The sequence below is a fragment of the Achromobacter sp. ACM03 genome (genome assembly GCF_014851665.1).
In the GTDB taxonomy this organism is placed as follows: domain Bacteria; phylum Pseudomonadota; class Gammaproteobacteria; order Burkholderiales; family Burkholderiaceae_B; genus Achromobacter; species Achromobacter aegrifaciens.
This window is the reverse complement of sequence record NZ_JACVAD010000004.1, coordinates 473844-498216: the sequence shown is the minus strand read 5'-3', so window position 1 is coordinate 498216 and position 24373 is coordinate 473844. Positions and strand designations below refer to the sequence as shown.

Sequence of the window (24373 nt, the reverse complement as noted above, 5' to 3'; positions counted from 1 at the left end):
CAACGCCTCTTCTTTCCTACCCCTTCCCCTCTCTCAGCAGCCTCGACGGATCCCCGCCAGATGAATGCCATGCGCCCGCAGTCCGATTCAGCAGAACCCTTGCGTCACGATATCCGGCTATTAGGCCGATTACTGGGCACCGTCATCGAGGAATGTGAGGGCAAACGCGTCTTCGACACCATCGAAACCCTGCGCCGCACGGCCGTGAAGTTCCGCCGCGAAGGCAACGACGCCGACGGCAAATTGCTGGAGCAGCGCGTCAAGCGCCTGCAAGGCAGCGACCCCAACTCCGTGGCGCGCGCCTTCAGCTACTTCCTGCACCTTTCCAATATCGCCGAAGACCGCGACCAGAATCGCCGCCAGCGCGCCCGCGCCATCGCCAGCGGCGCGCCCGAGCGCGGCAGCCTGCGCGACGCGGTGCAGACCCTGGGCCGCCAGGGCGTGGGCGTAGCCCGCATCCGCCGGCTGCTGGCCGAAGCCTGCGTCATGCCGGTGCTGACCGCGCACCCCACCGAAGTGCAGCGCAAGAGCACGCTGGACGTGCACCGCGAGATCGCCGGCGCGCTGACGCAGCGCGAAGGCACGCTCACGCCGGAAGAGCTGGCCGACCTGGACGCCTCCCTCCTCGGCCGCGTCGCCACGCTGTGGCAGACCCGCATGCTGCGCTACACGCGCCTCACGGTGGCCGACGAAATCGAGAACGCGCTGTCGTACTACCGCAGCACCTTCCTGCAAGTCATTCCGCGCGTGTACGGCGACCTGTCCAAGCTGCTGAGCCGCGAGTCCGCCAAGCCCTTCGCCGCTCCGCCCGCGCCGCTGGAGCCCTTCCTGCGCATGGGCAGCTGGATCGGCGGCGACCGCGACGGCAACCCCAACGTGGATGCCAGCACCCTGGAACGCGCGCTGCTGCGCCAGGCCACCGTGCTGTTCGAACACTATCTGCAAGAGGTCCATGCGCTGGGCGCGGAGCTGTCCGTCACCACCTTGCTGATTGGCGTGGATGCCGAACTGCTGGCCCTGGCCGACGCCAGCGGCGACGATTCGCCCCACCGCCGCGATGAGCCCTATCGCCGCGCGCTGGTCGGCGTGTACGCCCGCCTGGCCGCCACCGCGCAGCGCCTGACGGGCCAGGACCTGGCGCGGCGCAGCACCGTCGCGGCAGCCCCCTACGAAGGTCCGCAAGAGCTGTCCGCCGATCTGGCCGTGATCGCCGCGTCGCTGGCCGCCCACCATGGCTCGCCCATCGCCAAGCTGCGCCTGGCCGGCTTGCAGCAGGCCGTGGAAGTATTCGGCTTTCATCTGGCCACGGTGGACCTGCGCCAGAGTTCCGACGTGCATGAGCGCGCGCTGGCCGAGCTGTTCACCCTCGCCGGCACGCAACGCGACGGCAAGCCGCTGGACTACCTGGCGCTCACCGAAGAGCAACGCGTCGAACTGCTGCGCGCCGAACTGGCGCAGGCCCGTCCGCTGGCCTCGCCCTGGATCGCCTATAGCGAAGACACCACGCGCGAACTGGCGGTGCTGCGCGCCGCCGCCGCCGGCCGCGCGCGCTACGGCAAGCAGGCCGTGCGCCAGACCATCGTGTCGCACACCGAAACGCTGAGCGACCTGCTGGAAGTCATGGTGCTGCAAAAGGAAGCCGGCCTCATCGCCCCGGCGGGCCAGGAGATCCAGCCCGAGGACGGCCTGATGGTCGTGCCGCTGTTCGAGACCATTCCCGACTTGCAGCGCGGCGCCGAGATCATGGCTGCCTGGCTGGACCTGCCCGAAATCCGCCAGCGCGTGAAGCTGGCGCAGAACGGCGCGCAGGAAGTCATGCTGGGCTATTCGGACAGCAACAAGGACGGCGGCTTCCTCACGTCCAACTGGTCGCTCTACCAGGCCGAGCGCGCGCTGGTCGACGTGTTCTCGGCCCGCAACGTGCGGCTGCGCCTGTTCCATGGCCGTGGCGGTTCGGTAGGCCGCGGCGGCGGCTCCAGCTTCGACGCCATCCTGGCACAGCCCCCGGGGACCGTGGCCGGCCAGATCCGCCTGACCGAACAGGGCGAAGTCATCCAGAGCAAGTACAAGGACGCCGAGGTCGGCCGCTGGCACCTGGAACTGCTGGTCGCGGCCACGCTGGAATCCAGCCTGGCGCCGCGCGCCGAAGCCACCAGCGCGGAAGACGCGCACATGGCCCAGCACGGCCCGGCCATGTCCTTCATGTCCGAAACCGCGCAGCGCACCTACCGCGGCCTGGTCTACGACACCCCGCGCTTTGCCGATTACTTCTTCGCCGCCACGCCCATCAGCGAAATCGCAGGCCTGAACATCGGCTCGCGTCCCGCCTCGCGCAAGAAAGGCCAGCGCATCGAAGACCTGCGCGCCATCCCCTGGGGCTTTTCCTGGGCGCAATGCCGCCTGATGCTGACCGGCTGGTACGGCATGGGGTCGGCCATCGAGGCCTATCTGGAAACCGGCGCCCCCGACGCGCCCCGCTCGCGCCGCGGCCGCCTGGCCCAGCTGCGCGAAATGGCGCGCGACTGGCCCGCCTTCCGCACGCTACTGTCCAACATGGAAATGGTGCTGGCCAAGTCCGACCTGGCGATCGCCGCGCGCTACGCGCAGCTGGTGCCGCAGCGCGGCGTGCGCGAACGCATCTTCGGCGCCATCAGCGCCGAGCACGGCCGCACGCTGGCCATGCTCAAGCTGCTGACCCAGCGCGAACTGCTGGCCGACAACCCCACGCTGCAGGCGTCGTTGCGCGAGCGCTTCGCCTACATCGATCCGCTCAACTACCTGCAGATCGACCTGATCCGCCGCCACCGCGCGGCGCAGAAGCATCCCGAGGCCGAGGTCGACAAGCGCGTGCAGCGCGCCATCCACCTGACGATCAACGGGATTGCGGCGGGGCTGCGCAACTCGGGCTAGCGATTGCTGGTGAAATGGCGCGCGGTATAGAATGAGTCTGATTCTCATCCTTTACCCGCGCCATTTTTGCCGCCTTCGCGCGTTGCAGGGGCCCGCATGTCGACCAACCAATCCGCAGCGCAGCAGGGCATCGAAGGCCTGTATGCCGATCATCACAGCTGGCTGAGAAGCTGGCTGCGTCGAAGGCTGGGCAATGCGTTCGACGCGGCGGATCTGGCGCACGACACCTATCTGCGCATCCTGCACACTGGCCGGCTGCCCGAACCGCACCAGTCGCGCCAGCATCTGGCGCAGGTCGCCCGCGGCCTGGTGATCGACCTCTACCGCCGCCGCCAGATCGAGGCCGCCTATCTCGAAGCCCTCGCCGGTCTGCCGCAGGCGCATGCGCCGTCGGAAGAAGCCCGCGCCATGGCGGTACAAGCCCTGGTCGAGATCGACGCCGTGCTGCAGAGCCTGCCAGCCAAGGCGCGCGAGGCGCTGCTGCTGCGCAAACTGGACGGTTTGAGCTACCGCGACATCGCGTCGCGGCTGGCCGTGTCGGTGTCGTCGGTGGAGAAATACGTGGCTTCCGCGCTGCTGGCCTGCTACCAGGCCCTGCACGCGCCCCCTGGCGGCTGACCGGGCATGTCCGCCACGCCCGGCATTCCGTCAAATCCCCAGGGCTTGAATCGGGCCATCGACCCCGCCATCGTGCAGCGGGCAGCCGAATGGATGGCGCGCTTGTGGTCGGAAGACGTCAACCCCACCGACCAGTCCGACTGCGCCCGCTGGCGCGCGCAACATGCCGACCATGAACTGGCCTGGCAACGGCTGCTGGAATTCGAGGACAAGCTCGGCAGCGTATCGCCGCAGGCCGCCAGCCACGCTCTGCGCAAACGCCCGGCTGGCGTCTCGCGGCGCCGCGCGATCAGCCTGCTGGGGCTGGGCGCAACCATCGTGGGCGTGGGCTACATCCTGCGCGGCACCGACTCCTGGCAAACCGCAACGGCCGACTACCGCAGCGGCACTGGCGAAATCCGGACCATCGCCCTGCCGGATGGGTCCAGCGTGACGCTGTCCACCGCGACCGCCATCGACCTCAGGTTCACCGCGGACGAACGCGTGGTGGTGCTGCACGCCGGAGAAATCCTGGTAGCAACCGCGCCAGATCTCGCAGCCATGGCCCGGCCGTTCCGGGTGCGCAGCCGCCACGGCTCCATCCAGGCCCTGGGCACCCGATTCTCGGTCAGGGACGATACCGAAACCTCCCGCGTGGCCGTGTTCGAAGGCGCCGTGGAAATCCGTCCCCTCGGCGCACCGGAACAGGCAGTCCTGCTTCAAGCCGGCCAGGGTTCGCGCTTTTCGTCAGGCGGGGCCGCGGCACCTAGTCCTGCGCAGGAAAGCGCGGCGGCCTGGAGCCGCGGGGTATTGGTGGCCGATGCCATGCGCCTGGACGAATTCCTGGCAGAACTGGCCCGCTACCGGCCAGGCCTGCTGCGCTGCGATCCCGAGGTTGCGGGCCTGCTGGTGAGCGGCGTCTTTTCCGTACGCAACACGGACCGGGCGCTGGACAACCTCACGCGGGCTCTGCCGGTGGCGGTGAGCTACCGGACGCGCTACTGGGTGACAGTGCAGGCAGCGCAATGACGGCCAATCGGCTGTTGCCGTTACAAACTTTTCGAGGCGGCAATTGCGGATTCGGCGTTCTTGCTCGGGATATAGGGTGACCCCCTTTCATCTCCAGCACGAACCGCAAGGCATCACCCAATGTCCCGTCACCCGCAGCCCAGGTCCCATTCCCACGCGCCAGCCACGCCAGCGCTCCGCCCCGCGATTCCCCGCCTGATGCGCCTGGCGCTGTTTCTCAGCGTGGCGTTCTGCGTCATCCCTGGCGCGACCGCCACCGCGCAGGCGCAGAGCGTCGAGACCAGGAGCAGCTACGACATCGCCGGCGGCCCGCTGAGCCAGGTGCTCAATGCCTACGCCAGCGCGGCCGGCGTAGAACTGAGCATGGACGCCGCGCTGCTGCATGGAAAGCGCAGCAACGGCCTGTCAGGCAGCTATTCGGTGCGCGAAGGCTTCGGTGAATTGCTGCGCGGCCAAGGCCTGCAAGCCCTGCCGGAAAGCAACGGCAGCTACACGCTGCGCCCCGCGCCGGCGTCGCACCACGACGCCACCACGCTCGAAGCCGTGACCGTCACCGCGCAGGCCGCGGAGACCGCCACCGGCCCCCTGCATGGCTACGCGGCCCGGCTCAGCGCGACCGGCACCCGCACCGACACGCCCATCATCGAAACGCCGCAATCGATCTCGGTCGTGGGCGCGGAGGAAATCGACACCCTGAAATCGCAGAGCATTCAAGATGCGCTGGGCTACGTGGCGGGCGTCAGCCGCGCTGAAGGCATGGACCGCACGTCTGACAGCCTGTTCCTGCGGGGCTTCCGCAGCAACCTGGGCAACTACTACCGCGACGGCATGCTGTACACCGTGAACATCTACAACGGGCGGCAGGAGGTGTATGGGCTGGAGCGCATCGAGTTCCTCAAGGGCGCATCCTCCGTCCTCTACGGCTCCGCGTCGCCCGGCGGCATCATCAATACGGTCAGCAAACGCCCCACCGTGGAGCCGCTGCGCGAACTGAACGTTGAAGCGGGCAACTACAGCCGCAAGCAGATCTCCGGCGATTTCGGCGGCGCGCTCGATGAAGATGGCAAGTGGTCGTACCGATTGACCGCCTTGCTGCGCGAGAGCGATACGTTCATCGACCATGTGCCTGACGATCGGACCTACATCGCGCCTGCCATCACGTGGCAGCCAAGCGCCGCCACCTCGCTGACCCTGCTTGCGGAATACCAGAAGGACCACACCGTCTACGTTTATGGCCTGCCGGCGCAAGGCACGGTGCTCCCCAACGTCAACGGCCGGATCCCACGCAATCGTTTTACCGGCGAGCCTGGTTTCGACAAGTTCAACATGGAACGCTATTCGATCGGCTATCTGTTCGAACACGCCTTCAACAGCCAGCTTAAGCTGCGCAACAGTGCGCGCTATTTCCATGCGGACAGCACCTATCACTCCACCGACATCTGGCAGCTCGCGCCCGACCAGCGCTGGACCGCCGATCGCGGCGCCATGCCACGCTGGGATCGCTCCTCCGCCCTGATCTCCGATACGTCCTTGCAATACGAGGTGGGCAGCGGCATGGTGCGCCACACGCTGTTGGCGGGTATCGATTACTCGCTGCCCAAACACGAAACCGAACGCTATATCCGCAGCAACAACAACATCGACCTCTACGATCCTGTGTATGGCATGCCGCTAGGCCCCGTCGCGCCGTTCCCCGGGTCCTCCTCCGTCACCGACATGAAGCGCCTGGGCATCTACGTTCAGGACCAGATCAAGATCGCCGACAAATGGGTCGTCCTGCTGGGCGGACGACAGGATTGGGTCACGGTCGACGAGCACAACTTCTTCACCGACGAAAAATATGCGGACGGCGAAAAGAGCAAGGCCTTCACCGGCCGCGCCGGCCTGGTCTACCTGGCCGACAACGGGCTGGCGCCGTTCCTCAGCTATAGCGAGTCATTCGAGCCTACCAGCGGCCAGGACCGCCAGGGCAGCCGCTTCCAGCCCACCACCGGCCAGCAGTACGAAGCCGGGCTGCGCTACCAGCCCGCCGGCTCGGACACCATGCTGTCGGCGGCGGTCTACCAACTGACCCGCAAGAACATGACCGTGACCGACCCCTTGGACACGTCCTATCAGATACAGGCCGGCGAGGCGCGGACCCGCGGCCTGGAACTGGAGGCGCGCACCCGCATCGGCCGCAATGCCAACCTGATCGCCGCCTACGCCTACACCGACGCGCGCACGCTCAAGGCCAGCCCCCTGCAACCCGACGAGGAAGGCAAGCGCCTGAGCTCGGTCCCCTACAACCAGTTCTCGCTATGGGGCGACTATGGTTTCGGCGACTTCGGCCTGCCTGGCTTGAGAATCGGCGCTGGCCTGCGCTATGTGGGCAGCACCCGCGGCATGGCGCACGGCATGCCGGTGGAGGTGCCATCCTTCACCTTGTTCGACGCCATGATCAGCTACGCGACGGGGCCATGGAAGTTCGCGCTGAACGCGTCCAACCTGACCGACAAGACCTATATCGGCAGTTGCACCTACGGCTGCTTCTACGGCGAACCGCGCCGGGTGATCGGCACCGCCACCTACCGCTGGTGAGGTCAGGCCGGCCCGCGCTCGCGCCAGAGCGCGGGCCGGCGTCCCCTGCCTGCGCACCGTCCACCAGCCGGACACCCAAAATCCCCCATTTGTCCGCCCCCCGCGACTTTTAGTACTATCTCTTTCAGAAATTCTATATACGCACAAATGTTCGTATATAGAACATAAAGATTTTTCTGGCCAGGCGCACAGGAAGGCACACCCGGAAGAGACAGAAAGCATCCTGGTTCCGCACGTGCCCGCCCGCAAGCCCGGCGTGTCAGCACCGAGCGAACCATCATGGATACTCCCCTCAAGAATCTCGCCATCGTCGGCGCAGGCGCCATGGGCAGCGGCATCGCCGCGCTGTTCGCCTCGAAGGGATTGAACGTCGTCCTGATCGACCCGATGGAAGGCGCGCTGGACCGCGCGCTGCAGACCATAGACCGCCAGTTGAATGTCTATGCCCCGGGCAACGTCCAGGAAGCGATGCAGCGCATTCAAGTCGCACCGGGGCTGGAAGCGGCCTGCAACAGCGACCTGGTGATCGAGGCCGTGCCCGAGAACCTGGAGCTCAAGCGCGGCATCTTCGCCAAGCTCGATTCCCTGTGCCCCGCGCACACCCTCTTCGCCACGAACACCTCCGGCCTGTCCATCAACGCCATCGCCAGCGCGGTAGTGCGGCGCGACCGTTTCGTGGGCACCCATTTCTTTACGCCCGCCGACGTGATTCCGCTGGTGGAAGTGGTGCGCAACGACGGCACCTCCGAGGACACGGTCGCCCGGGTGATGGCCACGCTGCGCTACGCCGGCAAGCGTCCGGTGCTGGTGCGCCAGGACATCCCCGGCTTCATCGCCAACCGCATCCAGCACGCCCTGGCACGCGAGGCCATCTCGCTGCTGGAGAAAGGCGTGGCCAGCGCCGAGGACATCGACGAAGTGGTCAAGTGGAGCCTGGGCATCCGCCTGGCCCTGTCGGGACCGCTGGAACAGCGCGACATGAACGGCATCGACGTGCACTACGCGATCGCCAGCTATCTCTACAAAGACCTGGAAAACCGCACCGAACCTTCCGAACTCCTGAAGAGCAAGGTCGAAAGCGGCCAGATCGGCGCCAAGAGCGGCCAGGGCTTCTACACCTGGAGCCCCGAACGCCGCGAGCGCGTGCTGCGCGAGAAAAGCGCCGCGCTAGGCGAACTGGCTGACTGGCTCAACGGCAAGGCCAGCGGCTCCTGACGGCCGCGCAAGCAAAGCATTCACACCATAAGGCGCGGGGCATCCCGCCACCAGCGCCAGCGGGCCACAAGCCCAACCACACAAAGAAAGCAATCGTCCCACCCGCCCCCGCCGACACCCGGCGCCGGGCGGCGCAAGACGCGAGAAAACTTAGCCTTACCGGAGTTTGTAGGAGGCACCATGAATAAACTGGCTTCATTCTTTACGGAGCTGATGCGCAAGTATCTGCCCGACCCCTTCGTCTTCGCGATCGCGCTGACCCTGCTCACCGTGCTGCTGGCCATGGGCGTCGAGGGCAAGGGCATCGGCGACATCACGCGCGCCTGGGGCAACGGCTTCTGGAGCCTCCTGGCCTTCACGACCCAGATGGCCGTGATCCTGGCGATGGGCTACGTGCTGGCCACGGCGCCGCTCACCGACCGCATGCTCAACCGCATCGTCAGCCACGTGCACAAGCCGCACACCGCCATCATCGTGGCGACGCTGGTCGGCGGCATCGGCAGCTACCTGAACTGGGGCTTCGGCCTGGTCATCGGCGGCATCGTCGCCAAGAAGCTGGCGCTGAAGGTCAAGGGCGTGCACTACCCCCTGATCATCGCCGCGGCCTACAGCGGCTTCACCATGTACGGCCTGGGCCTGTCGGCCAGCATCCCCGTGCTGGTCGCCACCCCCAATCACCCCACCGCCAAGCAGATGGGCACCATCCCGCTGTCGGAAACCATTTTCTCGGTGCCAATGCTGATCACCAGCCTGGTGATCATCGTGACGCTGCCGCTGCTCAACGCCTGGCTGCACCCCAAGAAGGGCGAGAAGATCGTTGAAGTGGACCCGGCCATCGACCGCGACGCCAACACGTCCAGCGCCGCCGAAGACATGCTGGAAAAAGGCACCATCGCCTCCAAGCTGAACAACAGCCGCATCCTGAGCCTGCTGATCGGCGCGCTGGGCATCGCCTACGTGACCTTCCACTTCATGGACGGCGGTTCGCTGGACCTGAACCTGATCAACTTCATCATCCTGTTCCTGGGCATCATCCTGCTGGGCACGCCGGCCGCCTACGTGGCCAAGCTGACCGAAGGCATCAAGACGATCTCCGGCATCATCCTGCAGTACCCCTTCTACGCCGGCATCATGGCCATCATGGCCGCCTCCGGCCTGGTCACCACGATCTCGCAAGTGTTCGTCGACGTGGCCACGCCCGAGTCGCTGCCGTTCTGGGGCCTGATCAGCTCGTTCGTCATCAACTTCTTTGCGCCTTCGGCCGGCGGCCACTGGGTCATCCAGGGTCCGTTCATGATCGACGCCGCCAAGGAAATCGGCAGCGCGCTGAACCAGACCACCATGGCCGTCATGCTGGGCAACGCCTGGAACGACCTGGTGCAGCCCTTCTGGATCCTGCCCGCGCTGGCGCTGTCCAAGCTCAAGCTGCGCGACGTGATGGGCTATACCGTCATCATGATGCTGTGGGTCGGCGTGATCCACATCACCGCCGTCCTCCTTTGGGGTTATCTGACCCACTGACCGGCGCGCTTACTCTAGGAACGGAACCGATATGAGCAAACCTACTGCGTATCTCGTGACCGGCGGCAGCGCCGGGATCGGGGCTGCGATCATCCGCATGCTGCTGGATGCGGGACACAAGGTCGTCAACATCGACTACAAGCTGCCCGAGAATCCGCCCGCGGGGCTGGTGTCTTATCAGGCCGACCTGACCGACGAAGCGCGCACCAAGGAAGTGGCCCGCGAAGTGACCGCGGCCTACAACATCGTGGGCCTGGTCAACAACGCCGGCGCGACCCGCCCGGGCACGGCCGACACAGCCACGCTCGCGGACCTGGACTACGTGGTCAACCTGCACCTGCGCACCGCGCTGATCCTGGTGCAGGCCGCGCTGCCCGCCATGCGCGAAGCCGGCTTCGGCCGCATCGTGAACATGTCGTCGCGCGCCGCGCTGGGCAAGCCGGACCGCGTGGTCTATTCGGCCACCAAGGCCGGCCTGGTGGGCCTGACCCGCACGCTGGCCATGGAACTGGGCGGCGACGGCATCACCGTCAACGCCATCGGTCCCGGCCCCATCGCCACCGATCTGTTCACCAAGAGCAATCCGGCAGGCGCGCCGCAGACCGAACGCATCATCAACAGCATCGTGGTCAAGCGCCTGGGCACGCCCGAAGACGTGGCGCGCGCCGCGATGTTCTTCCTGTCGCCGGACAACGGCTTCGTCACCGGCCAGATGCTGTACGTCTGCGGCGGCACGACGCTGGGCGTCGCGCCCATCTGAGATCCGCCGTGCGCACGCCAGCCGCCCTCGTCTCTCCCCTGCCCCGCCTAACGGCGAAGCAGGGCGTGGTTGATCTGGTCGGCCGCGCGGCGCAATGGCGGCAGAAACGCCGCCAGCATTTCCTCGCGCGTAAAGCGGTTGGCATGGCCGCTGACGTTCATCGCGGCGATCACGCGGCCGCTGCGGTCCATGATGGGCACGGCCACCGACTGCAGCCCCGGCTCCAGCTCCTGCGCGACGCAGGCGTAGCCGTCGGCGCGCACGCCGGCCAGCACGCGCTTCAACTCCGCGATGTCCGTGACGGTGTGCGGGGTGTAGGACTGGATCTGGCTCAGCGCCAGCACCCGATCCAGCTCCGGCTCCGTCAGCCCCGCCAGCAACACGCGGCCCATCGAGGTCGCCCAGGCCGGCAGGCGGCTGCCCACGGCCAGGTTGATGGTCATGACCTTGTGCGTGGACAGGCGCAGGATGTAGACGATGTCCGCGCCTTCCAGCACCGAAACGGAACACGACTCCCGCGTCTGCTCGGCCACTTCTTCCATGTACGGCAACGCCAGGTTCCACAGCGGCGTGCCGGACAGGTAGGCGTAGCCCAGCTCCAGGATGCGCGGGGTCAGCGAGAACTTGCGGTCGTCGACGGTGACGTAGCCCAGGTGCTCCAGCGTCAGCAGGATGCGGCGCGCGCCGGCGCGAGTCAGCCCGGTCACGGCCGCGACCTCGGACAAAGTCATCTCGGAACGGTCGGGGCCGAAGGCCCGGATCACGGACAAGCCTCGCGCGAAGGACTGCACGTAGCTGTCGCTGGGTTGCTGGGTATCTTGCTCGGCCATCCGTCTACCGCAAAAAGAGTAAATGGGGATGACGCCGCGCCGGCTCGCCTTGACGCCCGGCTCATCCCCATGAAACGATGTTCTTCAGAAGAACGAAAGTTCTAATTAAGAACAAATTATGACACGCCACCTATGAGCAAACATCATGATTTCTAAGCTTGTTGCAAGCGCGGCGGCCGCCCTGGCGGACGTACCCGACGGCGCCACCGTCATGATCGGCGGCTTCGGCACCGCCGGCCAGCCCATGGAACTGATCGACGCCCTGCTGGAGCAGGGCGCGAAGGACCTGGTCATCATCAACAACAACGCCGGCAACGGCACCACCGGCCTGGCCGCCCTGCTCGGCGCCAACCGCGTGCGCAAGATCATCTGCTCGTTCCCGCGCCAGGTGGATTCGCAGATCTTCGACGGCCTGTACCGCAGCGGCAAGATCGAGCTGGAACTGGTGCCGCAGGGCAACCTGGCCGAGCGCATCCGCGCCGCCGGCGCCGGCATCGGCGCGTTCTTCACGCCCACCGGCTACGGCACGCCGCTGGCCGACGGCAAGGAAATCCGCGAGATCAACGGCCGCCAGTACGTGCTGGAGTATCCGCTGCACGCCGACTACGCGCTCATCAAAGCCGAACGCGGCGACCGCTGGGGCAACCTGGTCTACCGCAAGACCGCCCGCAACTTCGGCCCCATCATGGCCAGCGCGGCGCGCGTGGCGGTGGCGCAGGTGCGTGAAGTGGTCGAACTGGGCGAGCTGGACCCGGAAACCGTCGTCACCCCCGGCATCTTCGTGAAACGCGTCGTGCAGATCGCAGCCACCCCGGCCGCCAAGGAGCAGCAATGAGCACCAAACTGACCCGCGACCAGATCGCCGCCCGCGTGGCGCAGGACATTCCTGAAGGCGCCTACGTGAACCTGGGCATCGGCCTGCCCACGCTCGTCGCCAACCATCTGCCGGCGGACCGCGAAGTCATCCTGCACACCGAAAACGGCATGCTCGGCATGGGCCCCGCCCCCGCCAAGGGCGAGGAAGACTACGACCTGATCAACGCCGGCAAACAGCCCGTGACGGAACTGCCCGGCTGCTCGTTCTTCCATCACGCCGACTCGTTCGCGATGATGCGCGGCGGCCACCTGGACATCTGCGTGCTGGGCGCCTTCCAGGTTTCGCAGCACGGCGACCTGGCCAACTGGCATACCGGCGCGCCCGACGCAATTCCCGCCGTGGGCGGCGCGATGGACCTGGCGATCGGCGCCAAGGACGTGTTCGTGATGATGGAACTGCAGACCCGCGAAGGCCAGAGCAAGCTGGTCGAGGCCTGCACCTATCCGCTGACCGGCGTGCGCTGCGTGTCGCGCGTGTACACCGACGTGGCGGTGTTCGACATCCGCGCCGACGGCGTGACCGTCATCGACATGTTCGGCGACACCACCGCCGACGAGTTGCTGCGCCTTACCGGCCTGCCGCTGAAGTTTTCCCGCTGAATTTTGTGCGCGCTCCGGCATCGCCGGAGCGGCTTTACAGGAGAGAGTCATCATGTTGTTCATGGTTCAAATGCAAGTCAATCTTCCCGTCGACATGCCCGCCGACCGCGCCGACAAGCTGAAGGCCGACGAAAAGGCCCTGGCGCAGCAGCTGCAGCGCGACGGCAAGTGGAAGAACCTGTGGCGCGTGGCCGGCCGCTACGCCAACGTCAGCATCTTCGACGTCGAAAGCAACGACGAGCTGCACACGCTGCTGTCCTCGCTGCCGCTGTTCCCGTACATGGACATCAACGTCACGGCGCTGGCGCGCCACCCCTCGGCAATCTGACCAGGAGCGGCTGATGCCCTACATCATCGAAACCTTCGACAAGCCCGGCCACCAGGAAGTGCGCCAGCAGCATCGCGCCGCGCACCTGGAATACCTGGACGCGAACAAGCAGCTGCTGCTGGCCTGCGGCGCCAAGCTGCAGGACGACGGCAAGGACGCCGGCGGCGGCCTCTACATCGTGGCCCTGGAAACGCGCGAAGCCGCGCAGCAGTTCATCGACGCCGACCCGTTCTCCCAGGCCAATCTGTTCGAGCGCGTGACCATCACGCGCTGGCGCAAGGCCTATGTCGACGGCGTCTGCCACCTGTAAACGCAAGGAATAAACCCGCATGTCTTACGCCGATCTCAGCCAGGCACGGCTGTACTACGTCATCGATGGCCCCGCCGACGCGCCGGTGCTCGTGCTCTCCAACTCGCTGGGCACCTGCTCCGACATGTGGGCCCGCCAGATTCCCGAACTGAGCAAGCACTTCCGCGTGCTGCGCTACGACACCCGCGGCCACGGCAAGTCGTCGATCCCCGAGGGCGAATACAGCTTCGAGCAGCTGGGCAACGACGTCGCCGAACTGCTGGCGCACCTGAACATCAAGCGCGCGCACTTCTGCGGCCTGTCGATGGGCGGCCCCACCGGCCTGTGGCTGGCGCTGGCGCGTCCCGAACTGCTGGACAAGCTGATCCTCTGCAACACCGCCGCGCGCATCGGCTCGGCCGAAGGCTGGAGCGCCCGCATCGCCGCGGTCGCCGAACAGACCCTGGAAAAGATGGCGCCCACGCTGGTCGAACGCTGGCTCACCGACAGCTACCGCGCGGCCGAGCCTGGCCTGACCCAGGTGCTGATCGACATGCTGCGACGCACGCCGGACGCTGGCTACTCGGGCAACTGCGCCGCGCTGCGCGACGCCGACTTCCGCGAACAAGTGGCCTCGATCAAGGCGCCCACGCTGGTCATCAGCAGCACGCACGACCTGGCCGCCACCCCGGCCCAAGGCCGTGAACTGGCTGAGGCCATCCCCGGCGCGCGCTACTTCGAAATGAACACCTCCCATATCTCGAACTGGGAGCAACCCGAAGTCTTCACCCGCACGGTCGTCGACTTCCTGAAGGGGTAAGCGGCATGCAGCGCTGGAAAAACCGGCCCGAAGGCTCCAACTGGGGCGACTTCGGGCACGACGACCAACTCGGCCGCCTGAACCTCATTACCGAAGAACAAGTCCTGAAAGGCGCGCGTGAAATCCGCGCCGGCAAGACCTTCTGCCTGTCGCTGCCGCTGGACCTGCCCGGCGGCAACGTGCTCAACCCGCGCCGTCATCCGCCGCAACTGAGCCCCACGCGCCTGGCGGACACGCCCTACCTGAACTTCCCGCTGCGCAACGTCAACCCGGACGCGGTGGACGTGCTCAGCGATGACCAGGTGCTGCTGTCGATGCAGTATTCGACGCAATGGGACGCGCTGGCCCACGTGGGCGCCTTGTTCGACGCCGACGGCGACGGCAAGCCCGAACTGCGCTACTACAACGGCTACCAGGCCGGCGTGGACGTCGTCGGCCCGGCCGACGGCGACCATACCGGCTGCGGCTGCAACAGCGGCGGCCCGTCGGCGGCGCTGAAGCTGGGCGTGGAAAACCTGGCGCAGAAGGGCATGCAGGGCCGCGGCGTGCTGGTGGACCTGTTGCGCCACTACGGCCCCGGCCGCACACTGATCGGCCATGCGGAACTGATGCATGTACTGAAGACGGACGGCATCAGCGTCGAAACCGGCGACATGCTGGTGCTGCGCACCGGCTACGCCGAAGCGGTGGTCGCCATGAACGGCACGCCCGACGCCGAGACGCTGCACACCTACGGCGCCGCGCTGGACGGCACCGACCAGGCGCTGCTGCAATGGATCACGGACAGCGGCATCGCCGCCATCTGCGCCGACAACTACGCCGTGGAAGCCTATCCCGCGCGCGAGAAGACCGGCCCGCGCGCCATGCTGCCGCTGCACCACCATTGCCTGTTCAAGCTGGGACTGCCGCTGGCGGAACTCTGGTACCTGAAGGACCTGGCGGACTGGCTGCACGCCAACGGCCGGCACCACTTCATGCTGACCGCCCCGCCCCTGCGCCTGCCGCATGCAATCGGATCGCCGGTCACGCCGATCGCAACGGTGTAATCGCCAGCAACCCGGCGCCATCGCGCAAATGAAAAGAGCTCCAGACCTGGAGCTCTTTTTTTTGATGCGGCGATCGCTACTTCATGCCTTCCCAATGCGGTCCGGGCACGATGATGTCGAACAGCTCCAGCACCCGCGCCACGGTATGGTCCACCATCTCTTCGATGGAGGCGGGCCGGTGGTAAAACGCGGGCAGCGGCGGAAACACGATGCCGCCCATTTCGGTGACGGCAGTCATGTTGCGCAGGTGCGCCAGGTTGAAGGGCGTCTCGCGCACCATCATCACCAGGCGCCGGCGCTCCTTGAGGGTCACGTCGGCGGCGCGGGTAATCAGGTTATCCGACAGGCCGTGGGCCACGGCCGCCAGCGTGCGCATGGAGCACGGCACGATGACCATGCCGGCCGTCTGGAACGCGCCGCTGGCTAGCGTAGCGCCCACGTCGCGCACGCTGTGCACGTGGTCGGCCAGGGCATAGACATCATGGCGGCTGACGTCCAGCTCGTGCTTGATGTTCAGCACGCCGGAGGCCGACACCACCAGATGCGTTTCGACATCGTCCACGCCGCGCAATGCCTGCAGCATGCGCACGGCGTACAGGGAGCCCGTGGCGCCCGTGATGCCGATGACCAGTCGCCGCATGGGCTGATCAGGCCGTTGCGCCGGACTGGTCCAGCAGCGTCTTCAGTTCGCCGGATTCGTTCATCTCGTTCATGATGTCCGAGCCGCCGATGAACTCGCCGGCCACGTACAGCTGCGGAATCGTGGGCCAGTTGGAGAATTCCTTGATGCCCTGGCGGACTTCGTCGTCCTCCAGCACATTGACGGTGACCAGCTTCTTCACGCCACAGCCCTTCAGGATCTGGATGGCCTTGCCGGAAAAGCCGCATTGCGGGAACTGGGCGGTGCCCTTCATGAACAGCACGACGGGGTGCTGGGTCACGGTTTCGCGGATGAATTCTTGAACGTCGCTCATGGTGGTCTCTTGGACAGGCATAACGGAATACGCCAATTATAGGTACAGCGGGAAAATTCGCCCGGATACCCCGGGCGTCCCGCCGGGAATGCGGTCAGGCGGGCAGCCGGCCGCCGGAAATACGCTCGATGCCGGCCAGGTCCTGGCGGCTGTGCACGTCCTGGAATCCGGCCGCGGCCAGCAGGCCCCGCACGGCTTGTGCCTGGTCCCAGCCATGCTCCATCCACAGGGATCCCCCCCGTTTCAGGTGACGGCCGGCGCCCTGGACGATGCGGGCCAGGTCTTCCAGACCGCCAGCGCCGTCGGTCAGCGCCCCGCGCGGCTCGAAGCGCACGTCGCCCTGGTCCAGGTGCGGGTCGTCGCAGGCCACATAGGGCGGATTGGACACGATCAGGTCGAAGCCCTCGCCGGCTGGCACGGCCTCGTACCAGCTGCCTTCGACCAGGCGCACGGATGCGGCCAGGTCCCAGGCGTTGCCGGCGGCGACCGCCAGCGCTGCGGAGCTGACGTCGGAGGCCATCACCCGGGCGTCGCGGCGCGCCAGCGCAATCGAAATGGCGATCGCGCCGCTGCCTGTGCCCAGGTCCAGCACCGCGGGCGCGGCCAGGCCGGCCAGGCATTCCAGCGCGGTCTCCACCAGCACCTCGGTGTCCGGGCGCGGAATCAGCACGTCCGGGGTCACGCGGAAGCGGTGACCCATGAATTCGCGGTGGCCCAGCAGATAGGCCATGGGTTCCCCGGCCAGGCGCCGCTGGGCCAGGGCCTCGTAGGCCGCGGCCGTTTCAGGCAGCAAGGGGTCGGTATCGTGCGCCAGCAGCCAGGCGCGCGGCTTGGCCAGCACGTGCTCCAGCAGCATGCGCACCTCCAGGCGGGGCAGGCGCGTGTCGAGCAGCAGGCTTTTCAGCTGGGGCGGCGTCATGGCCGGGCTCAGATGTCGTCGCCCAGGGCCGCCAGCTGCTCGGCCTGGTGTTCGGAGATCAAGGCGCCGGTCAGCTCTTCCAGATCGCCTTCCATGATCTGCTGCAGCTTGTACAGCGTCAGGTTGATGCGGTGGTCGGTCACGCGGCCCTGCGGGAAGTTGTAGGTGCGGATGCGCTCGGAGCGATCGCCCGAACCGATCAGGCTCTTGCGCTCGGCGGCTTCCTTGCTCTGCCGTTCGCGGGTTTCCTTGTCCTTCAGGCGCGCGGCCAACACCTGCATGGCCTTGTCCTTGTTGCGATGCTGGGACCGGTCATCCTGGCATTCCACCACCAGCCCCGTCGGCAAGTGGGTAATGCGCACCGCCGAATCGGTCTTGTTGATGTGCTGGCCGCCCGCGCCGCTGGCGCGGAAGGTGTCGATGCGCAGGTCGCTGGGGTTTATGACGATTTCCGACATCTCGTCCGCTTCAGCCATGATGGCCACCGTGCAGGCGGAGGTGTGGATGCGGCCCTGCGCCTCGGTGGCAGGCACGCGCTGCACGCGGTGCGCGCCGGACTCGAATTTCAGGCGGCCATAGGCGCCATCGCCGTCGATGCGTGCGATCACTTCCTTGTAGCCGCCCAGCTCGGATGCGCTTTCGGACATCAGTTCCACGCGCCAGCCGCGCTGTTCCGCGTAGCGCGTGTACATGCGCAGCAGGTCGCCCGAGAACAGCGCGCTTTCATCGCCGCCCGTGCCGGCGCGGATTTCCAGGAACACGCTGCGCCCGTCGTTGGGGTCGCGCGGCAACAGCAGCAACTGCAATGCGCCTTCCAGTTCCTCGAGCTTGACGCGGCCGGACTTGATCTCGTCCTCGGCCATGGATTTCAGGTCCGGGTCGGACAGCATTTCTTGCGCCGCGGCCAGATCATCCTCGGTGCGGGCAAAGGCGGTGAAAGCTTCGACCACGGGTTCCAGTTCAGCGCGTTCACGCGAGAGCTTGCGGAAACGGTCCATGTCGGACGCGGTTTCCGGTTCGGCGAGCAGCGCGTCGACCTCGATCAGGCGGTGACACAGGTGCTCCAGCCGGCTGCGCATGGAAGATTTCATGGGGAATGACCAAAAAGAAAAGCGGGAAAGCGGATAGCGGGCGCCCAAAAGACGAACGCCCGCCAGGAGGCGGGACGTGGGGCAGAGTCGCTAACGGCGGGAGTCGCGGCCGGGGAACAGGCGCGGCATCCAGGCAAGCAGTTGCTTGCGGTCGTCGCCTTCGCTGCGGTTCAGGGCCGCCAGCGGGCCGTGCAGGTACTTTTGAGTCAGGCCGTGGGCCAGTTGTTCCAGCACGGCTTCCGGCGATTCGCCCCGCGCCAGCAGGCGGCGGGCCCGTTCCAGCTCGGCGCTGCGCACGTCCTCGGCGGCCTGGTGCAGGTCGCGGATGACGGGCACCACTTCGCGGGACTGCATCCAGTGCATGAAGCCCTGGACGCGGGTTTCGATGATGGCTTCGGCCTGCACCACGGCCGCGCGGCGCGCGTCCGTGCCGGTCTGCACCAGCCGGCCCAGGTCGTCCACCGAATACAGATAGACGTCGTCCAGGCGGCCGACCTCGGGTTCGATGTCGCGCGGCACGGCCAGGTCGATCATGACCATGGGGCGGTGGCGGCGCAGGCGCGTGGCCCGTTCCACCATCCCCAAACCGAGGATGGGCAGGGAGCTTGCCGTACAGGAAACGATGACGTCGAACTCGGACAGACGGTCGGTCAGGTCCGACAGCTTCATGGTGCTGGCGGCAAAGCGGTTGGCCAGGACCTCGGCGCGTTCGGCCGTGCGGTTGGCCACCACCATGCTGCGCGGACGCTGCGCGGCGAAGTGCGTGGCGCACAATTCGATCATTTCGCCCGCGCCGATGAACAGCGTGCGGGCCTGGTCCAGATTGCCGAACACGCGTTCGGCCAGGCGCACCGCGGCGGCGGCCATGGACACCGACTGCGCGCCGATGGCGGTCTGCGACCGGACTTCCTTGGCCACCGAGAAGGTGCGCTGGAACATCTGGTGCAGCAAGGTGCCCAGCGAGCCGGCTTCGCCGGCCGCGCGCACGGCGTCCTTCATCTGGCCCACGATCTGGGTTTCGCCCAGCACCATGGAATCCAGGCCGCTGGCCACGCGGAAAGCGTGGCGCACGGCGTCGTCCTGATGATGGCGGTATAGATGCGGGCGCAGCGTGCCGGCGTCCAGGCGGTTGTAATCAGCCAGCCAGGCGGGCAGTTGATCGGCCACGTGGCCGTCGGCGGCGCAATAGATTTCGGTGCGATTACAGGTGGACAGGATGGCGGCTTCGCGGACCGAGCCGCCGAATGCCGAGCGCAGGCCTTCCAGCGCGGGCTTCACCAGATCAACGGGCATGGAAACACGCTCGCGGACCGAAACCGGCGCGGACGTGTGATTCAGACCGAAGGCAAGGACAGCTACCGACATGTGGGAAGGATGGCCGGGCCATCCGCGCGTAAGCGTTAAGTACTGCCACTAAGAACGAGGCGCCGCACCGGGATATTCAAACCTGGATGCAGCGTCAGACCGCTAATCATTATACCCCTGCGGGTTATCCCCAGGCCATTTCACCCCCGGGGCGCGACCCTGGGTCGCACCTTTCGTGCCGTCTGACCAACAGTCAGCCCATGATTCATGCGGCGGCCCGGCCGGGAAACGACATATCTCAGGATTTTCGCCTCCGACTGGCGCAAGCCTCAAAAATTGTGTATAGTTGCGGACTTCGTTGGCCTGGTAGCTCAGTCGGTAGAGCAGAGGATTGAAAATCCTTGTGTCGGTGGTTCGATTCCGCCCCAGGCCACCAAAAGATTCAAGCACTTAGCCCCGCGAAAGCGGGGCTTTTTGCTTTGGTCTGTCGGTTTCTGCCATTTTTTGCCCCCCTGATGCCGGCTCATTCATTGGCTGAGGTTGTTCAGGCGCTCCATGATGAGGCTGGCGCGCTCCGGCTCGGCAAGAAGACCTGGCAGCACATTCGCGAAGTCGGGATTCTTGACTAATAGGGCGAATGCATCACCTACGGCTTTGCGCAATTCGACCGGTGCGACGGCCAGTTCTGCGCCCAGTTCCCCACGCCCATCGATGATGTTCAACACATCTTCCAGGTCATGGCTGTTCATGAAGTCGCCGCCCCCTCGGCTAGCGAAAGCTTCAAGTTTGGTGGCGACAAAGGCCACGGCGCTCATTAGCTTAATAGTGACGCCAGCTCCCAGGTCAATGGCGCCCGCAGTCTCGACTGCGTAGGGATACCAGCGATTGGAAAAGCCCAGGACCTCCGGCTGAATCGGCATAAGGTCAAAGATCACGCCAGATTTCTTATGTACCCACCGACAAATGACATCACTGCTCACATCGCGCGCAAATCCGCGCGCCGCCACGGCTTCTTCGAAGCGATGGAACATGGCTCGATTACCCTCCAGCACGGCATCCACGTCGCGCGTAGCGCGTACGGGGTCGGCCAATGGGTCAGTGATTAGCAAGCCTGCCACAGCGCCCCCGACAAACACGACTTGCTCCCGCAGTTCGCCCAGCGCTTCGGCGATGCTGCGCAAGTAAGGCAGGTTAGGGTCGTCAGCCCGCATCGGCGGCTCCCGGATCAACGCGCATCAGTTCAATCTCCATCAGTTTGGCGGCAAGCGCACGCTCGCGGGCGCGCCCGGTGCGCAAGGCATCCAACAACGCGAGCAGGCGGTGCAGCGCCGGGTCCGATAGAGCAGCCTGCGGTGCTGTGCGGTAGAGCGGCGAAAGCGTGGGCCCTTTTGATGAGCCCGTGGGGTATGCCCAGACGGGCGCCTCTCCTGGAGCTGCCGTCAATTGGCTGGCCAGAGGGTCGCTGCCGAAGGCTGTCGGGACGCCACGCTTGACCGGGCCCAGTGTGGCCGGCCAGACGTAGCGCACGCCGTACACGACAAACTCTAGAAGGTTGGCACGTACCGGTGACCATTGGCCGCGTGCCGGCGCCACCGCCAAGCCCGAAGCCACGGAACGCTTCACGCTCGCATGGGTTTCCGAAGCGCTCATGGACAGCGCTGCGCCCAGCGCGGCATAAGTCCAGCGCTGCGGCGGATGGGCGGCCACCTTTAGCAATACCAGCAGGTCTTGGGGTTTTAGTTCCATCTCAGGATGATATTCGCTATTCGCGAATTACGAATATCGCTGACGAGACGGTTTTTTGCAAGCGTCCTACTCGCTATCCGTCGCCAAACTGTGATTGTTTTCAGCGACGGTGCCATTGCGGAGAAGAATGATGGGCCGCCAGGCCCTCCGACGGCAGTCCGAACCGCTACGCCGCCCGATGCGCGCGGATGAATTCGAGCGCGTCCCGCTTGGCCACTACGTCCCCGTACTTGCTGTCGATATCGAAGAGATTGGCTTCATGCGGATCCGGATGGCGGTCCCCGACCCCCTCCCGCACCACGATCACGTTCAAGCCATACTGCACGCCATCCACCGCCGTCGCCCGCACGCAGCCGCTTGTGGAGCAGCCGAGCACGATCAGGGTGTCGACCCTGGCCGCCGTCAGCGTGCTGGCCAGGCTGGTGCCGAAAAAACTGCTGGCGTACTGCTTGTGCAGGACGATCTCGCCGGGCAAGGGTTCCACGCCGCCACAGAACTCGTTGTAGGGCGCGTGCTGGAACAGTTCAAGAATGGGGGACTTGCGATACCAGGCGCCGGCGTCGGCCAACGTGCCGGACCGGTGCGTGATCGTGGTGTGGATGACCATCATGCCGGCATCGCGCGCCGCGCGCAGGATTTCCGCGCCATGCGCCACGGCGTCCACGACGCCCGCGCCAAACATGGGCGACTCTTCACGCGTGTAGGCTTGCACGAAGTCGACGAGCAGTAGCGCCGCCTTGTCGCCAAAGCCGACTCGGTGCCCCCACACGCCCTTGTAGTTTTCCGCTGCACTGCTCATGCAAAACTCCAAAACAGAAGGATTTGGCCGCCGTCATTCCACGCGGGCGCCGGTCTGCTCGATGATTTCGGACCACGTCTTCAGGTCCGTGTCGATCAGTTCGGAGAACTGAGCGGGAGTTGCCTTCCCGGCTTCCGCGCCCTGGGCTTTCAAGCTGGCTTGAAACGACTTGTCCGCAAGTACGTCCGAAGTCTCGCGGCGCAGCGTTGCGACGACATCAGCCGGGGTTCCGGCCGGGGCGAACAGGCCATACCAGGACATGGCCGCAACGCCGGGCACGGTCTCCGCAATGGTCGGCACGTCCGGCAGCAACGATGAACGCTCGGACGACGCGACCGCGATCAGGCGCAGCTTGCCGGCATGGACGAAAGACATGACGCTGGGCCAGCTCGTGAAAGTCACCGACACCCGGCCAGACACCATGTCCGTATTGGCGGCAGAGGCCCCCTTGTAAGGGATGTGCAGCATGTCGACGCCTGCCGCCCGCTTGAACATTTCGCCGAGCAGATGATCGAGCGTGCCGTTGCCCGCGGATGCCATGTGCAGTTGGCCCGGCTTGCTTTTCGCCAATGCAATCAGCTCCTGCACGGTCTTTACCGGCAACTCCGGATTGACGATCAAGACATATGGAGCCGTCGCCACCAGGCCGATGGGCTCGAAGTCCTTCTTGGGGTCGAACGGCACGGTCTTGTAGACGAACGGGCTGATGGTGTAGCTGCTGCCCACGGTCAACAGCAGGTTGTATCCGTCCTGGCTGCCGCGCGCCGATACGCCAATGCCGATATTGCCGCCGGCGCCCGCCCGGTTCTCCACCACGAAGGCCTGATGCAGGCGCTCGCCGATTTTCTGGGCGAAGGGCCGGGCAACCGCGTCGTTGGCCCCTCCCGGTCCGTGCGGAACAATGACCGTAACGGCCTTGGCCGGATAGCCCTGGGCATGGACGGCGCCAGACTGGGTAATAGCCAGGGCAAAACTCAGCGCAAAGAAACTCAGTGTCTTTTTCATCTTGACCCATTCGTTCGAGTTGACGTGGAACTTCCATGCTGCGACTGAAACAACGAGGTTGATCGGAATTCTCGACATCGGGATCAATATCGTCCAATACGAATTAAGGAATCATCTATAGTGTTTCCAAATAAATTGGACGGAACGCCCAGCCATGGACTTGCGGCAGCTTCGGTACTTCGCGGCGATTGCAGAAGAACAGAGCTTCACGAAAGCGGCCCAGAAGCTACACATTTCGCAACCGCCGCTCAGCCAGCAACTCAGCAACCTTGAAGACGACCTCGGCGTGCGTCTTTTCATACGCACCAGCAGAAGCGTCCAGCTCAGTGAAGCGGGCAGCGTGCTGCTGCCCCATGTCCACGCCGTGCTGGATCGCCTGGACGAAGCCAGGCTTCAGGTACAACGCGTGGCGCAGGGCCTGGAAGGGTGCGTGACGCTGGGCCTGACCGGGTCGCACTTCCTGGGCACGTTGCCGCAGTTCATACGCGAGTTCCGACAGGAGCGGCCGCGGGTGGACGTGTCCTTAAAGGAAATGCCGCCGGCCGATCAGCTGACAGGGCTGCAGGACAGGCGCCTGGACCTGTGCCTCTCGCGCGGCATCCCTGCAGATCCAGCGTTCTCCGCCGAGCTGCTGTGGCACGATTCGTCGGTCGTGGTGCTGCCCCCCGGCCACCCGCTGTCGCATCGCAAGCGGCTGCGCCTGCACGAATTGAAGAACGAGGATTTCGTCTTCTTCCGCCTTGGATCGTCCATCTTTGCCGACTCGGTGTACCAAGCCTGCCTGTTTTCGCGCTTCGAGCCGAAGATCGTCCAACAGGTGGTGGAAGTGCCCGCCGTGGTCAATCTGGTGGCGGCAGGGCTTGGCGTCTCCATCGTTCCCGAATCGATTGCGCGCCTGCGAGCCGATGCCGTTGCGATCTGCGAACTAGGCCATGAAAAAGATATGCCGCAGATTTCATCCAGCGTCTATCTGATGCGCCGGTCCGACGAGGACCGCCAGGTCGTGCTGGGATTCGCCGCCGCGCTCAGCCTATGGGCCAGGCATTCCATGCCCGCGCCTCTTTCCCTGGCACGCCTTCCGCGATATCGTAAGACGCCCTCTCCGTAGCCCGCCGCATCCATCCACCGGAGCC

At 65.8% G+C, this 24373-nt stretch carries 24 protein-coding genes and 1 tRNA gene; 15 read left to right on the top strand and 10 right to left on the bottom strand.

The window, feature by feature from the left end:
* Nucleotides 1-60 precede the first annotated feature (60 nt).
* From ppc to IB257_RS21560, 7 genes are all read left to right on the top strand, one after another.
* On the top strand, nt 61-2910 hold the full coding sequence (gene ppc / locus IB257_RS21590; protein WP_054459439.1) for a phosphoenolpyruvate carboxylase: 2850 nt from the start codon (nt 61-63) through the stop codon (nt 2908-2910).
* Between the two features lie 96 nt (nt 2911-3006).
* Nucleotides 3007-3528, top strand: a complete 522-nt coding sequence (locus IB257_RS21585) for a sigma-70 family RNA polymerase sigma factor (protein ID WP_054459437.1) — start codon at nt 3007-3009, stop codon at nt 3526-3528.
* A 6-nt stretch (nt 3529-3534) separates the two neighbouring features.
* Nucleotides 3535-4536, top strand: a complete 1002-nt coding sequence (locus IB257_RS21580; protein WP_175182015.1) for a FecR domain-containing protein — start codon at nt 3535-3537, stop codon at nt 4534-4536.
* Between the two features lie 120 nt (nt 4537-4656).
* Nucleotides 4657-7116 (top strand): TonB-dependent siderophore receptor, encoded by a 2460-nt coding sequence (locus IB257_RS21575; protein ID WP_175182016.1) that lies wholly within the window; start codon nt 4657-4659, stop codon nt 7114-7116.
* 279 nt (nt 7117-7395) lie between these two features.
* Nucleotides 7396-8331, top strand: coding sequence for a 3-hydroxyacyl-CoA dehydrogenase family protein (locus IB257_RS21570; RefSeq protein WP_054459431.1), 936 nt, complete (start codon nt 7396-7398; stop codon nt 8329-8331).
* A 180-nt stretch (nt 8332-8511) separates the two neighbouring features.
* Entirely contained in the window at nt 8512-9852 is a 1341-nt protein-coding gene (locus IB257_RS21565) for a short-chain fatty acid transporter (protein ID WP_054459429.1), read from the top strand.
* Between the two features lie 31 nt (nt 9853-9883).
* Nucleotides 9884-10612 (top strand): SDR family NAD(P)-dependent oxidoreductase, encoded by a 729-nt coding sequence (locus tag IB257_RS21560; protein WP_054459427.1) that lies wholly within the window; start codon nt 9884-9886, stop codon nt 10610-10612.
* 47 nt (nt 10613-10659) lie between these two features.
* On the opposite strand, the gene IB257_RS21555 is transcribed toward IB257_RS21560, so the two are convergent.
* Entirely contained in the window at nt 10660-11442 is a 783-nt protein-coding gene (locus IB257_RS21555) for an IclR family transcriptional regulator (RefSeq protein WP_054459426.1), read from the bottom strand.
* Nucleotides 11443-11587: 145 nt separating this feature from the next.
* Between IB257_RS21555 and IB257_RS21550 the strand changes: the two genes are divergently transcribed.
* Genes IB257_RS21550 through IB257_RS21525 form a run of 6 tightly spaced genes read left to right on the top strand, consistent with a single transcriptional unit; the run spans nt 11588 to nt 15401 of the window.
* Nucleotides 11588-12277: a 3-oxoacid CoA-transferase subunit A gene (locus IB257_RS21550; RefSeq protein ID WP_013396544.1), complete on the top strand. Its 690-nt coding sequence runs from the start codon at nt 11588-11590 to the stop codon at nt 12275-12277.
* Nucleotides 12274-12918: a 3-oxoacid CoA-transferase subunit B gene (locus tag IB257_RS21545; protein WP_013396545.1), complete on the top strand. Its 645-nt coding sequence runs from the start codon at nt 12274-12276 to the stop codon at nt 12916-12918. The genes IB257_RS21550 and IB257_RS21545 overlap by 4 nt, the downstream gene beginning before the upstream one ends.
* Nucleotides 12919-12970: 52 nt before the next feature.
* Nucleotides 12971-13246, top strand: coding sequence for a muconolactone Delta-isomerase (catC, locus tag IB257_RS21540; protein ID WP_043546701.1), 276 nt, complete (start codon nt 12971-12973; stop codon nt 13244-13246).
* A gap of 13 nt (nt 13247-13259) precedes the next feature.
* Complete coding sequence (locus IB257_RS21535) at nt 13260-13556, top strand: YciI family protein (protein WP_054459424.1); 297 nt, start codon at nt 13260-13262, stop codon at nt 13554-13556.
* 19 nt (nt 13557-13575) lie between these two features.
* Complete coding sequence (gene pcaD / locus IB257_RS21530) at nt 13576-14355, top strand: 3-oxoadipate enol-lactonase (RefSeq protein ID WP_175160896.1); 780 nt, start codon at nt 13576-13578, stop codon at nt 14353-14355.
* Nucleotides 14356-14360: 5 nt separating this feature from the next.
* Complete coding sequence (locus IB257_RS21525; protein WP_088159054.1) at nt 14361-15401, top strand: cyclase family protein; 1041 nt, start codon at nt 14361-14363, stop codon at nt 15399-15401.
* A gap of 76 nt (nt 15402-15477) precedes the next feature.
* On the opposite strand, the gene IB257_RS21520 is transcribed toward IB257_RS21525, so the two are convergent.
* The 5 genes from IB257_RS21520 to hemA form a co-directional block, all read right to left on the bottom strand.
* Nucleotides 15478-16041: a UbiX family flavin prenyltransferase gene (locus tag IB257_RS21520; RefSeq protein ID WP_054457626.1), complete on the bottom strand. Its 564-nt coding sequence runs from the start codon at nt 16039-16041 to the stop codon at nt 15478-15480.
* Nucleotides 16042-16048: 7 nt separating this feature from the next.
* The gene (gene grxD, locus IB257_RS21515) at nt 16049-16375 is read right to left on the bottom strand and encodes a Grx4 family monothiol glutaredoxin (RefSeq protein WP_042797530.1); all 327 of its coding nucleotides are present in this window, start codon (nt 16373-16375) and stop codon (nt 16049-16051) included.
* Nucleotides 16376-16469: 94 nt separating this feature from the next.
* Nucleotides 16470-17294 (bottom strand): peptide chain release factor N(5)-glutamine methyltransferase, encoded by an 825-nt coding sequence (prmC, locus tag IB257_RS21510; RefSeq protein ID WP_054457627.1) that lies wholly within the window; start codon nt 17292-17294, stop codon nt 16470-16472.
* 8 nt (nt 17295-17302) lie between these two features.
* Nucleotides 17303-18385 (bottom strand): peptide chain release factor 1, encoded by a 1083-nt coding sequence (gene prfA / locus IB257_RS21505; protein ID WP_054457628.1) that lies wholly within the window; start codon nt 18383-18385, stop codon nt 17303-17305.
* A 90-nt stretch (nt 18386-18475) separates the two neighbouring features.
* Nucleotides 18476-19750, bottom strand: a complete 1275-nt coding sequence (gene hemA, locus IB257_RS21500) for a glutamyl-tRNA reductase (protein ID WP_042796220.1) — start codon at nt 19748-19750, stop codon at nt 18476-18478.
* A 300-nt stretch (nt 19751-20050) separates the two neighbouring features.
* Between hemA and IB257_RS21495 the strand changes: the two genes are divergently transcribed.
* A tRNA-Phe gene (locus IB257_RS21495) sits at nt 20051-20126 on the top strand.
* 91 nt (nt 20127-20217) lie between these two features.
* Here the strand turns inward: IB257_RS21495 and IB257_RS21490 are convergent.
* From IB257_RS21490 to IB257_RS21475, 4 genes are all read right to left on the bottom strand, one after another.
* Entirely contained in the window at nt 20218-20901 is a 684-nt protein-coding gene (locus IB257_RS21490) for a hypothetical protein (protein ID WP_192492781.1), read from the bottom strand.
* A complete protein-coding gene (locus IB257_RS21485) occupies nt 20891-21436 on the bottom strand; it encodes a MarR family transcriptional regulator (RefSeq protein ID WP_192492780.1) in 546 nt (181 codons plus the stop codon). The genes IB257_RS21490 and IB257_RS21485 overlap by 11 nt, the downstream gene beginning before the upstream one ends.
* Nucleotides 21437-21602: 166 nt before the next feature.
* On the bottom strand, nt 21603-22235 hold the full coding sequence (locus IB257_RS21480; RefSeq protein WP_175213079.1) for an isochorismatase family protein: 633 nt from the start codon (nt 22233-22235) through the stop codon (nt 21603-21605).
* Nucleotides 22236-22268: 33 nt separating this feature from the next.
* A complete protein-coding gene (locus IB257_RS21475; protein WP_225589057.1) occupies nt 22269-23240 on the bottom strand; it encodes a tripartite tricarboxylate transporter substrate binding protein in 972 nt (323 codons plus the stop codon).
* 154 nt (nt 23241-23394) lie between these two features.
* On the opposite strand from IB257_RS21475, the gene IB257_RS21470 reads away from it, so the two are divergent.
* The gene (locus IB257_RS21470; RefSeq protein ID WP_192492779.1) at nt 23395-24348 is read left to right on the top strand and encodes a LysR substrate-binding domain-containing protein; all 954 of its coding nucleotides are present in this window, start codon (nt 23395-23397) and stop codon (nt 24346-24348) included.
* Nucleotides 24349-24373: the final 25 nt, after the last annotated feature.

Excerpts from the sequence above, each read along its gene's own strand:
- ppc (WP_054459439.1), top strand. The coding sequence starts at position 61 with ATGAATGCCATGCGCCCGCAGTCCGATTCAGCAGAACCCTTGCGTCAC.
- IB257_RS21585 (WP_054459437.1), top strand. The coding sequence starts at position 3,007 with ATGTCGACCAACCAATCCGCAGCGCAGCAGGGCATCGAAGGCCTGTAT.
- IB257_RS21580 (WP_175182015.1), top strand. The coding sequence starts at position 3,535 with ATGTCCGCCACGCCCGGCATTCCGTCAAATCCCCAGGGCTTGAATCGG.
- IB257_RS21575 (WP_175182016.1), top strand. The coding sequence starts at position 4,657 with ATGTCCCGTCACCCGCAGCCCAGGTCCCATTCCCACGCGCCAGCCACG.
- IB257_RS21570 (WP_054459431.1), top strand. The coding sequence starts at position 7,396 with ATGGATACTCCCCTCAAGAATCTCGCCATCGTCGGCGCAGGCGCCATG.
- IB257_RS21565 (WP_054459429.1), top strand. The coding sequence starts at position 8,512 with ATGAATAAACTGGCTTCATTCTTTACGGAGCTGATGCGCAAGTATCTG.
- IB257_RS21560 (WP_054459427.1), top strand. The coding sequence starts at position 9,884 with ATGAGCAAACCTACTGCGTATCTCGTGACCGGCGGCAGCGCCGGGATC.
- IB257_RS21555 (WP_054459426.1), bottom strand. The coding sequence starts at position 11,442 with ATGGCCGAGCAAGATACCCAGCAACCCAGCGACAGCTACGTGCAGTCC.
- IB257_RS21550 (WP_013396544.1), top strand. The coding sequence starts at position 11,588 with ATGATTTCTAAGCTTGTTGCAAGCGCGGCGGCCGCCCTGGCGGACGTA.
- IB257_RS21545 (WP_013396545.1), top strand. The coding sequence starts at position 12,274 with ATGAGCACCAAACTGACCCGCGACCAGATCGCCGCCCGCGTGGCGCAG.
- catC (WP_043546701.1), top strand. The coding sequence starts at position 12,971 with ATGTTGTTCATGGTTCAAATGCAAGTCAATCTTCCCGTCGACATGCCC.
- IB257_RS21535 (WP_054459424.1), top strand. The coding sequence starts at position 13,260 with ATGCCCTACATCATCGAAACCTTCGACAAGCCCGGCCACCAGGAAGTG.
- pcaD (WP_175160896.1), top strand. The coding sequence starts at position 13,576 with ATGTCTTACGCCGATCTCAGCCAGGCACGGCTGTACTACGTCATCGAT.
- IB257_RS21525 (WP_088159054.1), top strand. The coding sequence starts at position 14,361 with ATGCAGCGCTGGAAAAACCGGCCCGAAGGCTCCAACTGGGGCGACTTC.
- IB257_RS21520 (WP_054457626.1), bottom strand. The coding sequence starts at position 16,041 with ATGCGGCGACTGGTCATCGGCATCACGGGCGCCACGGGCTCCCTGTAC.
- grxD (WP_042797530.1), bottom strand. The coding sequence starts at position 16,375 with ATGAGCGACGTTCAAGAATTCATCCGCGAAACCGTGACCCAGCACCCC.
- prmC (WP_054457627.1), bottom strand. The coding sequence starts at position 17,294 with ATGACGCCGCCCCAGCTGAAAAGCCTGCTGCTCGACACGCGCCTGCCC.
- prfA (WP_054457628.1), bottom strand. The coding sequence starts at position 18,385 with ATGAAATCTTCCATGCGCAGCCGGCTGGAGCACCTGTGTCACCGCCTG.
- hemA (WP_042796220.1), bottom strand. The coding sequence starts at position 19,750 with ATGTCGGTAGCTGTCCTTGCCTTCGGTCTGAATCACACGTCCGCGCCG.
- IB257_RS21490 (WP_192492781.1), bottom strand. The coding sequence starts at position 20,901 with ATGCGGGCTGACGACCCTAACCTGCCTTACTTGCGCAGCATCGCCGAA.
- IB257_RS21485 (WP_192492780.1), bottom strand. The coding sequence starts at position 21,436 with ATGGAACTAAAACCCCAAGACCTGCTGGTATTGCTAAAGGTGGCCGCC.
- IB257_RS21480 (WP_175213079.1), bottom strand. The coding sequence starts at position 22,235 with ATGAGCAGTGCAGCGGAAAACTACAAGGGCGTGTGGGGGCACCGAGTC.
- IB257_RS21475 (WP_225589057.1), bottom strand. The coding sequence starts at position 23,240 with ATGAAAAAGACACTGAGTTTCTTTGCGCTGAGTTTTGCCCTGGCTATT.
- IB257_RS21470 (WP_192492779.1), top strand. The coding sequence starts at position 23,395 with ATGGACTTGCGGCAGCTTCGGTACTTCGCGGCGATTGCAGAAGAACAG.